The sequence below is a fragment of the Kitasatospora sp. NPDC002965 genome, from assembly GCF_040611255.1.
In the GTDB taxonomy this organism is placed as follows: domain Bacteria; phylum Actinomycetota; class Actinomycetes; order Streptomycetales; family Streptomycetaceae; genus Kitasatospora.
Genome location: NZ_JBEXNT010000206.1, coordinates 1 through 11,892, shown reverse-complemented (window position 1 = coordinate 11,892; position 11,892 = coordinate 1). Strand labels below are relative to the sequence as shown.

The following is an 11,892-nucleotide window of genomic DNA, read 5'->3' as shown; positions in this document are numbered from 1 at the left end:
GTGCGCCGGACCCGCAGCAGCGGTCCGGCGCACGCGGCGTTCAGCTCGGGGCGCCGGGATCCGGGTTGCGTGACCCGGGGACCGGGTGGGTTCGGATCGGGTTCGCCGGGTGCCGCGCGTTCCAGGCGCCGATGATCGCCGCCCGCTGGTCGTCGAGGCTCACGACGTCCCCGGGCGGGGCCGGGGCGAAGACGTCGACGGTCTCCGGGGGCCCGATCCGGCCCTCCGGGTGGAGGGCGTACGCCTCCCGGCCATTGCAGAACTGGAGCAGTTGCCCGGACGGGTGGACGTTCGGGCGGGCCCCCTGGCAGCACAGCAGCCGGCCTTCCCGTTCCAGCAGGCGCCGGGCCCGGGTGAGGCAGTCGCGGTAGTCGGCCCCGCCGAACTCGGTGAGCGAGTCGCCGTCGAGGAGGGCGATGCGCGCGACGGACGGGGCGCCGAGGTGGACGGTGACCGGCCGGAGCAGACCGCCCGCGTCCACGGTCCGAAGCTCGACCGTCTCGGCCCACCCCGGACGGGAGTCGCCGTCGTCACGGCTCCGGTTCTGCGCGGACCGGCTGTTCGCACCGCTGCTCATGTCGCCATGATCGCCGAAGCAGCCGGTCCGGGGAAGGGCGGACGCCCCGTCGCGGCCGGGGCGTCAGATGACGTCCGGGCGGCGGTCGGTGGGGCGGGCCGGGGGCACGGTCGGCGCCCGGAAGTCGCGGGGGCCGGTCCAGAGGGCGGGGACGGCGTCGCTGCGGCGGGCGAGCTCGTGGGCGAGGTGCTCGTAGTTGACCCGCCAGCCGCGGAAGTGCGGCCAGGCCTCGGCGGCGGGCCGTTCGTGCGGGAACCCGGCGGCGGCGATCAGGGCGACGGCGGCGTCGAACTCGGTGTAGCCGAGGCGGATCGGCGCCTCGGGGGACGGGTCGGGGTCGAAGTCGACGCGCAGCGAGCGGCCGATGTCGCGCAGCGCGGTGAAGCCGGCCCGCAGGACGAGGCGGGCCTCGGGCGGGGCGGTGCGCGGGGCGATCGCGAGGTGGAGGGCGGCGGCGTCCATGACGGCGGTCAGGCCGACCACCCAGCTGCGCTCGGGCTGCGGGGAGCGGAACGAGATGAGAACGGGGTAGTTGGAGTGGCTCTCGCCGAGGTCGGCGGCGAGCCGTTCCCAGTCGCGGTACAGCTGGGGGAGGGCGGTCTCGGTGTCGACCAGCGCCTGCCGGGCGAGCAGTTCGGGACCCCAGGCGGGTTCGCCGGCCCGGGACTGCAGGAGCGTCACCTCCAGTTCGCGGCGGTTGTAGGCGGCGTAGAGGGTGGGGAGGTACGCGATCTGCAGGGCGATCACGAGGGGGCCGCCGGCGGCGGCGAGGAAGTCGATGACGGAGAGGTGGAGCCGGTCGCCGCTGGCGAAGCCGAGGGTCAGCAGGCTGGAGCCGGCCTCGCGGAAGGAGACCGACCAGTCCAGTCGCGAGGTGCCGTGCAGTATCAGCGTGTAGGCGGTCAGCATGGCGCCGAGCCAGACCCCCAGCATGCCGAGCAGCATCAGCGGGGCCAGCCAGGTCTGCGCCCGGTCCTGCGCCCGGTAGGTGCCGAACGGGGCGGCGGTCAGCCGCAGGACGGACCGCAGTGCCCGCCACAGGCCGTGCACCAGGGAGGAGTACAGGCCGCGCGGCACGACCAGCGTGCGCAGGATGCTGCCGATGGTGAGCAGCAGGAGCAGCACGCCGGCCACGGTGTGGATCAACCTCATGGGCACATTGTGGCGGGCGGGTGGGATTGACAGGTGAACGCGGTCGGCTGAATGCTAAGCAAGCGCTTAGTCAGTGGATCGCCAACAGGCCGACCGACCAACAGACCAATAGGCCGACCGGCCGACAGGCCGACCGGCCAAGGAGCCGACGGGCCACCAAGGGCCGCCGACGGCCGACGAGGAGAGAGCCCGTGCCGGAGAACCACCCCGCCGATCCGCCCGGGCTCGACCTGGGCCGGCTCCGCGCCCACCTCGACCGGGTGCTTCCGGGCACGGTGAACGGCCCGCTGCGGGCCGAGCTGATCGAGGGCGGCCGTTCCAACCTCACCTACCGGCTCACCGACGGCCGCTCCCGCTGGGTGCTGCGCAGGCCGCCGCTCGGGCACGTCCTCGCCACCGCGCACGACATGGGCCGTGAGCACCGGGTGATGACTGCCCTGCACGGCACCGGCGTGCCGGTGCCCGCCACGCTCCACCTCGACCCCGGTACGGAGGTGCTCGGCGCGCCCTGGTACCTGATGGCGTACGTGCCCGGCACCGCGCACCGGGACGCCGCGCCGCTCGCGGCACTCGGCGAGGGGCGCGTCCACGCCATCGGCCTGTCGCTGGTGGAGACCCTCGCCGCGCTGCACCGGATCGATCCGGCGGAGGCCGGGCTCGCCGACTTCGGGCGCCCGGAGGGCTACCTGGAGCGGCAACTGCGCCGCTGGTCCACTCAGCTGGACGCCTCGCGCAGCCGCGACCTGCCCGGCATCGACCGGCTGCACGAGCTGCTCGTCGCCCGCCGGCCGGTCTCGCCGGCCCCGGCGCTGGTCCACGGGGACTACCGGCTCGACAACGTGCTGATCGACGACGGGGACCGGATCGCGGCCGTCCTGGACTGGGAGATGTCCACCCTCGGCGACCCGCTCACGGACGTCGGCCTGCTGGTGATGTACACCCAGCTCGCCGGTGCCGGCGGTGGCCTGATCCCCGGCGCCGCCACCGCCCCGGGCTTCCCGCCGGCCGGTGACCTGGCCGCCCGGTACGCCGGGGCGACCGGACGGGACGCCGCCGACCTCGACTGGTACGTCGCCTTCGCCTCGTACAAGCTCGCCGTCGTCGCGGAGGGCATCCACTACCGGTTCCGGCAGGGCAGCACCCTCGGGGCCGGGTTCGAGCGGGCCGGCACCATGGCGCCCGTCCTCGTCGAGCACGGCCTCACCACTCTCGAAGCACCCCAGGAGCGCTGAACGATGGACTTCGCCCACGATGACCGGACCCTCGAACTCGTCGACCGGCTGACGGAGTTCATGGACCGCCAGGTGTACCCGGCCGAGTCCGTGCTGGCCGCCCAGCTGGCCGACCCGGACCGTCCCGCCTGGGCGGTGCCCCCGGTCGTCGCCGGCCTGCGGGCGGAGGCCAGGAAGCAGGGGCTGTGGAACCTCTTCTTCCCCGGCGAGCACGGCGCCGGCCTCACCAACCTCCAGTACGCCCCGCTCGCCGAGATCACCGGGCGCAGCCCCCAGCTGGCCCCGCCCGCCCTCAACTGCGCCGCGCCCGACACCGGGAACATGGAACTGCTGGCCCAGTTCGGCACCGCCGAGCAGCGCGAGCGGTGGCTCGAACCGCTGCTCGACGCCGAGATCCGCTCCGCCTTCGCGATGACCGAGCCCGACGTCGCCTCCTCCGACGCCGCCAACATCGCCACCCGGATCGAACGCGACGGCGACGACTACGTGGTCAACGGCCGCAAGTGGTACATCAGCGGAGCGATGAACCCCGAGTGCCGGATCCTCGTCGTGATGGGCAGGACCGACCCGGAGGCCGAACCGCACCGCAGGCAGAGCATGATCCTCGTGCCCCGGGACACCCCGGGCGTGACCGTCCGGCGCGGCATGACCGTCTTCGGCTACGACGACGCCGAGCACGGCGGGCACGCCGAGATCGACTTCGAGGACGTCCGGGTCCCCGTCGGCAACCTGATCGGGGAGGAGGGCTCCGGCTTCGCGATCGCCCAGGCGAGGCTCGGGCCCGGCCGGATCCACCACTGCATGCGGGCGATCGGCACCGCCGAGCGCGCCGTCGAGCTGATGTGCCGCCGCACCCTGGACCGGGTGGCCTTCGGTCGTCCGCTCGCCGAGCAGGGCGTGATCCAGGACTGGATCGCGGAGTCCCGGGTCCGGATCGAGCAGTTGAGGCTGCTGGTGCTCAAGACCGCCTGGCTGATGGACACCGTCGGCAACCGCGGCGCGCACACCGAGATCCAGGCCATCAAGATCGCCACGCCGCGCACCGTCGAGTGGATCCTGGACAAGGCCGTCCAGGCGCACGGCGCGGCCGGGGTCGGCCAGGACACCCCGCTCGCGCAGCTGTGGGCCGGCAACCGCACCCTCCGTCTGGCGGACGGCCCGGACGAGGTGCACAAGCGCTCGCTGGCCCGGCGGGAGCTGAAGCGGTACCGGTGAGCCCCGGCCGGAGGAGCCGGCGCAGGCACGCACCGGTGCCCGGCTGCGCCGTCCGGGTGCCGTGCGCCGCGCGTCCGCGCAGGTCATCGGATGTCATACCCGGGTAGCACCCGGCGGGTTGGCTCCGCGGTATGACGCCCCCCGCACCGCCCGGCCCGTACTGTCGCGGTACGGGCCGGCCGGTCGGCGGCGGTCCCACGGAACGGGGAGCGGGGAGACATGCGCAAGCGGGGACACGGAGGGGGCGTGCGGACGGGGATCGCCGCCGTACTGGTGGCCGCGACGGCGACGGCCGTCCTGGGCTCGGGGGCGGTGGCCCCGGCCGCGGCGGCGGCGTCCGCCGCGGAACGCCAGGCACGGGCCTGGCTGCCCCGGCCCGTCGGGCCGTACGCCGTCGGGACCACCTCGCTGCGACTCACCGACGCCGGGCGGCAGGACCCGTGGCAGCCGGACCGCGCCCGTGAGCTGATGATCAGCCTCTGGTACCCGGCCACCCGTCCGGTGTCCGGGAACGAGCAGCCGGCCCGCTACATGGTGCCGCGTGCGGCCGAGCACTTCGGGGGCACGGGCGGCGCGTCCGTCTTCAACTACGGTACGGAGCCCGGCCGCACCGACTGGTCGGGGGTCCGCACGCACGCCCGGCAGGACGCGCCCGCGTTGCCCGGAGCCGGCCCGCGCCCGGTGGTGCTGTACTCGGCCGGGCTCGGCGACCCCCGGACGTGGGGCACCGGTCTGGTCGAGGACCTCGCCTCGCGCGGCTACGTCGTCGTCACCGTCGACCACACCTACGAAGCCTCCGAAGTGGCCTTCCCCGGGGGCGCCCTGGCCACCTCGGTGCTCCCGGCGATGGTGGGCCGACCCGGTCTGGACATCGGCGCGCTGCTCCGCAAGGCCCTGCAGACGCGGGTCGACGACACCCGCTTCGTCCTGGACGAGCTGGGCGCGCTGCGGACCGACGGGCGGTTGCCGGCGGCCCTCGCGGGCTCGCTCGACCTGGGCCGGGTGGGCATGGTCGGCCACTCGGCCGGAGGGTTCACCGCGGCCCAGAGCATGCACGACGACCCGCGGATCAAGGCCGGCGTGAACATGGACGGTCAGCTGCACTTCCCCGGCCCGGACGGGACGGGGGTGCACCTGAGCAGCGTGGCCGAGAACGGCCTCGACCGCCCGTTCCTGCTGATGGGCACGGGCAGCCCGGACTCCGGCGACTACCGGAACCAGCCCGGCTGGGCCTCGTTCTGGCAGCACACCCGGGGCTGGAAGGCCGACGTCACCCTGACCGGATCCCGGCACGGCTCCTACACCGACGCCCAGTCCCTGCTGCCCCAGCTCGCCCGGCAGGGCGCCGTCTCCGCGGAGGCCCTGCGCGGCGACGTGGGCGAGGTCCGCCCCGACCGCGCGGTGCTCGCCACCCGGTCCTACGTCGCCTCGTTCCTCGACCGCTGGCTGCGCGGACACGACGACCACCTGCTGGACGGGCCGTCGCCGAGGTTCCCGGAGATGGAGTACGCGCGCTGACCCTCCGCGCGTACCGCGGCCGGGCGGGCCGGGGGACGGGCCGGGCGGGCCGGGCGGGGCGACCGCCGTCCGGCCTCGTGCGCCGTTCCGGTCCCGTCCGGCCTCGCGCGGTGCTCCCGGCGGGCTACCGGATGTCCGAGTCCGGGTTGGCGGCGTCCCAGTCCTGCCGTGACGCGAGGATCGAGTCGTGGTGGTCGTAGGACCAGTCCACCATGGCGCGGACCAGGTGGGTCAGGCTGTGGCCGACGGGCGTCAGCTCGTAGTCCACCTGCGGGGGGACGGTCGGGTGGACCGTCCTCGACACCAGGCCGTCCCGTTCCAGCCGGCGGACCGTCAGCGTCAGCATCCGCTGCGAGATCCCCGGAACGGCGCGCTGGAGTTCGCGGAACCGCCGTACGCCCTGGGCGAGTTCGACGACCACCAGGACGGACCACTTGTCGCCGAGCCGGTCCAGCAGACCGCGGATGCCGCAGTCCACGCCGTCCTCGCACCAGACCACCGGACGGGCGGTGGCCGGGGTGGTTATGCCGGTGTGCCCTACTGACATGCAAGTGCCTCCTTACGCCGAACGCCCAGGTTATCGAGGATGGACGCAGTGCAGGGCGCGGCGGGGACCGCCGGCCCGGGGCGGACCGTCGGCGTCCGCCGACCGCTTCTCGATCACGGAGGAACCATGCTTCTCGTCACCGGCGTCAACGGCGGTCTGGGCGCCCTGGTACTGGAGCGGCTGGCCCGGCTGTCGGCCGGTGGGCCGGACAACGGCCCGGGCGGTGTGGTGGCCGGGACCCGGAACCCGGAGCGGGTGACCGTGCCGGGCGTCCCGGTCCGGGCCGTGGACTTCGACCGGCCGGAGACCCTGGACGAGGCCTTCGCCGGCGTGCGGACGCTGCTGCTGATCTCGGCCGGCTACGGGGAGGACGACGTGGTGATCGCCCGCCACCGGGCGGCCGTCGAGGCGGCCGAGCGGGCCGGGGTCGAGCACGTCGTGTACACCAGCCTCTCCGGTGACGGCGACCACCTCGCCTACGCGCTGGCCCACCGCTGGACCGAGCGCCGGCTGCGCGCGTCGGCGACGCTGCGCTGGACGATCCTGCGCAACGGCCTCTACGCCGAGCTGCTGGGCGCCCTGGCCGCTCCGGACCGGCACGGTGTGATCACCGCACCGCTCGGCGACGGACGGCTCGCGGCGGTCGCACGGGAGGACCTGGCCGAGGTGGCCGTGACGGTGGCGCTGGCGCCGGCCGGGCACGCGGGGCGGGTCTACGAACTGGTCGGCGAGGAGGCGGTGGGCGGCGCGGACGTCGCGGCGGCGCTGAGCCGGGCCGGGGACCGGCCGGTCGAGTACCGGCCCGGGTCCCTCGCCGAACTGCGGGCGGCCGTCGTGGCCTCCGGTGCGGAGTCCTTCCAGGTGCCGATGACGGCCGGCACGTACTCGGCCGTCGCGCACGGCTTCCTCGCAGGGCCGGGCGGGCCGGGGGACCTCGCGGCGCTGCTCGGCCGCCGCCCCCGTCCGGTCCTGGAGGTGATCGCCGCCGGCGCGGCGGGCCGGGGCGCCGACGGGCGGTGACGGCCGGGTCGGCGGAGTCCCGGCCGCCCCGCGCCGTCAGGGCAGCACCACCAGCCGTCCGGTGGTGGTGCCGTCGGCGACCCGCTGGACGGCGTCGGCCGCCTCCGTGAGCGGCAGGCGGGCGGTGACCACGGGGCGGACCACGCCCCCGGCGGCGAGTGCGGTGAGCTCCTCGTGGGCGGTGCGGACCGCCTGCGGGTCACGGGTGGCGTAGAGGCCCCAGTGCAGGCCGAGGACGGTGTAGTTCTTCACGAGCACATGGCTGAGCGGGGGCTCCGGGATCCGCCCGGAGGCGAAGCCGACCACCACGATCCGGCCCTCGAACGCGACGCACCGGGTGGAGCCGGTGTACGCCTCGCCGCCGACCGGGTCGAAGACGACGTCGGCGCCCCGGCCGTCGGTGGCCTCCCTGACGGCCGCGACGAAGTCCGTGGCCGTCCGGTCCACCACCAGGTCGGCGCCCGACTCCCGGGCGGCGGCGGCCTTTCCGGGCCCGCCGACCACCGCGATCACCCGCGCGCCGGCCGCCCGGCCGAGCTGGACGGCGGCGCTGCCGACCCCGCCGGCCGCGGCGTGCACCAGCAGCGTCTCGCCGGGGCGCAGCGCCGCCCGGCGGTGGAGGGCGAACCAGGCGGTCTGGTGGCCGATGTGCAGCGCGGCGGCCTCGGCGTCGTCCAGCGCCGCGGGAGCGGGGAAGGCGGCGGTCGCGTCCAGCAGGGCGTACTCGGCGAAGGCGCCGTGCGGCAGCAACGGGGTGCCGACGACCCGGTCGCCCGGACGCCACGGTCCGTCGGCGCCGACGACCTCGCCGCACAGTTCCACGCCGGGTGTGAACGGCAGCGGCGGGCGCACCTGGTACTGGCCGCGTGCCATCAGCGCGTCCGGGAAGTTGACGGCGGCGGCCCGGACCCGGACCAGCAGCTGTCCCGGTCCGGGGACCGGCCGCGGGACGCCCCCGGCGAGTCGCAGCACCTCACGCGGTTCGCCCAACTCCCTGACCTGCCAAGCCCTCACAGTGCCCCGCTCCTCTCCAGTCCCTGTTGCAGCCGGTTCATCCCGGCCAGCCAGCGGTCCGGGTCGCCCGCCCGGACGGCGGTGTACTCCGCGACCTCGGGGTGCGGCAGGACGAGGAAGCGGTCGGCCGCCAGCCCGTCCAGCAGCGCCTCGGCGACGTCGTCGGCGTCCAGTGCGGTGGGTGCGAGCAGGGCCGCGCCGACCGGGCCGGTGCCGTCCAGCATCGCGGTGCGCACGCCCTGCGGGCAGAGCGCGTGCACCCGGAGGCCGCGGTGCCGGTAGGTGGCGGCCAGCCATTCGGCGAAGGCGAGGGCGCCGTGCTTGGAGACGGCGTACGGGGCCGAGCCCAGCATGGTGAGCAGCCCGGCGGCCGAGACGGTGGCGACGAAGCGCCCGGTGCCGCGCTCCAGCCAGCGGGGGAGGAGGAGCTCGGCGGCCCGGACGTGGGCCAGCACGTTGACCTCCCACGCGGCGGCCCACGCGGCGGGCGGTGCGTCGGCGCCGCCGGTCGGGGCGACGCCCGCGTTGGCGCACCAGACGTCGATCTCGGCACCGTGCTCGGCAAGCGCCGTCCGGGCGGCGCCGACGAGGGCGGCCAGCCCCTCGGCGGAGGCGGCGTCGCCGGGGACGGCGGCGCCTGCGCAGTCGGCGGCGACCGCGCGGGCGGCCCCGGCGTCGAGGGCGTTGACCACGACGTGGGCGCCGGCGGCGGCGAAGGCGCGGGCCACGGCGGCGCCGATGCCCCGCCCGGCGCCGGTTACCACCACGCCCTGGCCGGCGTACGGGGTCGCGGCGGCGTGCGGCGAGGGGCCTGCGGCCGGGTGCCGGCCCGGGTCGGGGCTCACAGGCCGCCGCCGAGCGTGACGCCGCCGTCCACGACGAGCGTCTGGCCGGTGATCCAGGCCGCGTCCGGGGAGAGCAGGAAGGCGACGGCGCCCGCGACGTCCTCCGGGACCCCGAGCCGGCCCAGCGGGTAGGCGGCGGCGACCTCGTCCTCGCGGCCCTCGTACAGGGCCTCGGCGAACCTGGTCTTGACGACGGCCGGCGCGACCGCGTTGACCCGGATGCCCTGCTCGCCGAGTTCGGCGGCGAGTTCGGCGGTGAGCCTGATCAGCGCGGCCTTGGAGACGCCGTACATGCCGATGCCGAGGGAGGCGCGGATGCCGGCCACGGAGGCGACGTTGACCACCGAGCCGCCGTGCTCGCCCATCCAGGCGGCGTGCGCGCGGCGGGTCCAGGCGAGCGGGGCCAGCACGTTGACGGCGAGGATCTTGGCGGCGGCGGCCTCGTCGGTGGCCAGCACCGGGCCGTGGACCGGGTTGATGCCGGTGTTGTTGACCAGGCAGTCGAGCCTGCCGAAGACCTCCAGGGTGCGGGTGACGGCCTCCTCCTGGTGGGCCGGGTCGTCGGCCTTGCCGGGGACACCGACGGCGACCTCGGGACCGCCCAGGTCGCGGACCGCCTCGGCGAGCGGTCCGGGGGTGCGGGCGGTCAGGCAGACCCTGGCCCCCCGGGCGACCAGCTCGCGTGCGATGCCGAGGCCGATGCCCCGGCTCGCTCCGGTGACGACGGCCACCTGGCCCTTGAAGGAGTGCACCACGGGGTCCTCTCGGCGGGGGTCGGCCCTGTGCGCGGCTCGGCACGGCCGTGACTAAGCGCTTGCTTAGCATGGTGTCGGCGGGTGACCCTGTCAACAGCCGTCGGGCCGGGGCGGGCCGCCGGTCCCGGGCCGCCGGTCCGTCCCGCCCGAGCCGGCTCTCGTGGGCTCTCGCGGGCTCCTGCGGGGCGAATGTCCGTACGACCGATCTGCGAGGATGGCGCCATGACCAGCACGCCCATCGCCGAGCTCTGGCCCACGCTGCCCGGCGGCGCCGACACCCGCCCCGAGGCGGCGCACCGGCTGCTCCGGGCCGCCGTGGAGTCCTTCGCCGAGCGCGGCTTCCACGCGACCACGACCCGGGACATCGCCACCGGTGCCGGGATGAGCCCGGCCGCGCTGTACATCCACTACCCGTCCAAGGCCGCGCTGCTGGCCGAGATCAGCCGGGTCGGCCACGCCGCCACCCTCGCGCTGGTCCGGACGGCGGTGGCCGGCGAGGGTGACCCGGTGACGCGGATGCGGCGGCTGGTCGAGGAGTTCACCGCCTGGCACGCCCGGGCCCGGACGGTCGGCCGGGTGGTCAACTACGAGCTGCACGCGCTCCCCGAGGACGCCTACGCGGTGGTCGCGGCGCTCCGCCTGGACATCGAGCGCGAGGTCACCCGGCTGATCGAGGCGGGCCTGGCGGCGGGCGTCTTCGAGGTCGGCGAGGTGCGGACGGCCGCCCGCGCGGTCACCTCGCTGGGCATCGACGTGTCCCGCTGGTACACCGACCGAAGCAGTGAGACGCCCGAGGAACTGGGCCGCCGGTACGGTGAGTTGGTGCTCAGGATGCTGGGCGCGCAGCTGCCGGGGGCCGGTTCGTCGACGCCGGGGCCGTGAGCCGGCTCACGGCTTGACGGCGGTGTGCACCAGCCAGGCGATGTGGTCCCGGAGCGCGTACATCTCCACCGTCGACCGCAGCGCCAGCCACTGTTCGGTCGCCCCGAACCGCCGCAGCACCGCGTACGGGATCCGGAAGTAGGCGTACAGCGCCTCCGTGGTGGGCCGGTAGTAGGAGCTGGCGTCCAGCTCCTCCTCGATCCGGAAGCCGGCGTCGGTGATCAGCCCGCCGAGCGAGCGGGTGTCGTAGCGCTTCGCGCCCACCATCGTCATCGCGTCCAGGTACGGCTCCAGTAACGCCCGCTTGTCCGCCGGGACTTCCGCCGCGGGAAACCCGACGGGGCCGAGCAGGACCAGCCGCCCGCCCGGGCGCAGCAGCCGGTGGAACTCCGCCAGCGCGCGGGCCGGGTCGTAGGAGTGGCAGAGCGTCTCCATCGAGTAGACGCCGTCGAACGAGCCGTCCGGGTAGTCGAGTTCGTGGAAGTCGCCCCAGCTGAACGTGGTGCGTTCCTCCAGCGCGGCCAGGGCGCTCAGCCGGCGTGCCTCGCGGACGTGGAAGTCCAGGACGTCGACGCCGGTGATCCGCAGGCCGAGGCGGGCGGCGAGCCGGCGCGCGACCACGCCGGAGCCGGCTCCGGCGTCCAGGACGCGCGAGCCGGGCGGCAGCGCGAGTTTGCGGCCCAGGACGGCCTCCAGCCGGCGCTGTGCCTGCCAGCAGCGCCACTTGGACTGGCCGGGTTCGGTCCAGCCCCAGTGCCGGGCGTTGCGGCAGACGAGCGCGTAGAAGAGCCGGTGGCCGGGCCGCCCGTAGACGCGTCGCAGGCCGGTGAGATCGAGTTCGCCGCCGATGTCGCTGACCATCGCTCCCGCCCGGCCTTCCGCTGCTCGCTGCCCTTGCCGTCCCGGCCACGCTACCGACGGGTGGGGGCGGTCGCCGGTCCGGTGCGGCCGGACGGGCGACGGGCGTGAGGGGTGCGGGGCGGTGGGAGCAGGGGCGGCGGGAGTGCGGACGGCGGGAGCGCGGGCGGTAGGGGTGCGGAGGGTGGGCGACGGGCGGGCGCTGCTGTAGCCGAAGTCGTTGGAGGCGGCACCGGTGCGGTAGACGTCCGCGAGGAAGTTGGCGTTCAGCGGGTAG

12 protein-coding genes are annotated in these 11,892 nt (G+C 75.5%); 5 read left to right on the top strand and 7 right to left on the bottom strand.

Annotated elements, in window-relative coordinates:
* Positions 1-40 precede the first annotated feature (40 nt).
* Together ABZY91_RS39695 and ABZY91_RS39690 are read right to left on the bottom strand one after the other, a co-directional pair.
* The gene (locus ABZY91_RS39695; protein WP_355408842.1) at positions 41-577 is read right to left on the bottom strand and encodes a hypothetical protein; all 537 of its coding nucleotides are present in this window, start codon (positions 575-577) and stop codon (positions 41-43) included.
* 63 nt (positions 578-640) lie between these two features.
* Positions 641-1,729: a hypothetical protein gene (locus ABZY91_RS39690; protein WP_355408840.1), complete on the bottom strand. Its 1,089-nt coding sequence runs from the start codon at positions 1,727-1,729 to the stop codon at positions 641-643.
* Between the two features lie 191 nt (positions 1,730-1,920).
* Between ABZY91_RS39690 and ABZY91_RS39685 the strand changes: the two genes are divergently transcribed.
* The 3 genes from ABZY91_RS39685 to ABZY91_RS39675 all read left to right on the top strand — a co-directional run bounded on the left by ABZY91_RS39685 (position 1,921) and on the right by ABZY91_RS39675 (position 5,694).
* Positions 1,921-2,961, top strand: coding sequence for a phosphotransferase family protein (locus ABZY91_RS39685; RefSeq protein WP_355408838.1), 1,041 nt, complete (start codon positions 1,921-1,923; stop codon positions 2,959-2,961).
* A 3-nt stretch (positions 2,962-2,964) separates the two neighbouring features.
* The gene (locus ABZY91_RS39680) at positions 2,965-4,176 is read left to right on the top strand and encodes an acyl-CoA dehydrogenase family protein (protein WP_355408836.1); all 1,212 of its coding nucleotides are present in this window, start codon (positions 2,965-2,967) and stop codon (positions 4,174-4,176) included.
* A gap of 219 nt (positions 4,177-4,395) precedes the next feature.
* Complete coding sequence (locus ABZY91_RS39675; RefSeq protein WP_355408834.1) at positions 4,396-5,694, top strand: esterase; 1,299 nt, start codon at positions 4,396-4,398, stop codon at positions 5,692-5,694.
* A 124-nt stretch (positions 5,695-5,818) separates the two neighbouring features.
* Here the strand turns inward: ABZY91_RS39675 and ABZY91_RS39670 are convergent, their stop codons facing one another.
* Complete coding sequence (locus tag ABZY91_RS39670; protein ID WP_355408832.1) at positions 5,819-6,241, bottom strand: helix-turn-helix domain-containing protein; 423 nt, start codon at positions 6,239-6,241, stop codon at positions 5,819-5,821.
* 126 nt (positions 6,242-6,367) lie between these two features.
* Between ABZY91_RS39670 and ABZY91_RS39665 the strand changes: the two genes are divergently transcribed.
* Complete coding sequence (locus tag ABZY91_RS39665) at positions 6,368-7,261, top strand: NAD(P)H-binding protein (RefSeq protein ID WP_355408830.1); 894 nt, start codon at positions 6,368-6,370, stop codon at positions 7,259-7,261.
* A 36-nt stretch (positions 7,262-7,297) separates the two neighbouring features.
* Here ABZY91_RS39665 and ABZY91_RS39660 read toward each other — a convergent pair whose 3' ends face one another.
* From ABZY91_RS39660 to ABZY91_RS39650, 3 genes are all read right to left on the bottom strand, one after another.
* Positions 7,298-8,275: an NADPH:quinone oxidoreductase family protein gene (locus ABZY91_RS39660; protein ID WP_355408828.1), complete on the bottom strand. Its 978-nt coding sequence runs from the start codon at positions 8,273-8,275 to the stop codon at positions 7,298-7,300.
* Positions 8,272-9,039, bottom strand: a complete 768-nt coding sequence (locus ABZY91_RS39655) for an SDR family oxidoreductase (RefSeq protein ID WP_355408844.1) — start codon at positions 9,037-9,039, stop codon at positions 8,272-8,274. Before ABZY91_RS39655 ends, ABZY91_RS39660 begins: the two co-directional genes overlap by 4 nt.
* A gap of 77 nt (positions 9,040-9,116) precedes the next feature.
* Positions 9,117-9,875, bottom strand: a complete 759-nt coding sequence (locus ABZY91_RS39650; protein WP_329880843.1) for an SDR family oxidoreductase — start codon at positions 9,873-9,875, stop codon at positions 9,117-9,119.
* A 222-nt stretch (positions 9,876-10,097) separates the two neighbouring features.
* Between ABZY91_RS39650 and ABZY91_RS39645 the strand changes: the two genes are divergently transcribed.
* Positions 10,098-10,757, top strand: a complete 660-nt coding sequence (locus ABZY91_RS39645; protein ID WP_355408826.1) for a TetR/AcrR family transcriptional regulator — start codon at positions 10,098-10,100, stop codon at positions 10,755-10,757.
* Between the two features lie 6 nt (positions 10,758-10,763).
* Here ABZY91_RS39645 and ABZY91_RS39640 read toward each other — a convergent pair.
* The coding region (locus tag ABZY91_RS39640; RefSeq protein WP_355408824.1) for a methyltransferase domain-containing protein at positions 10,764-11,892 on the bottom strand (1,129 nt) is incomplete at its 5' end.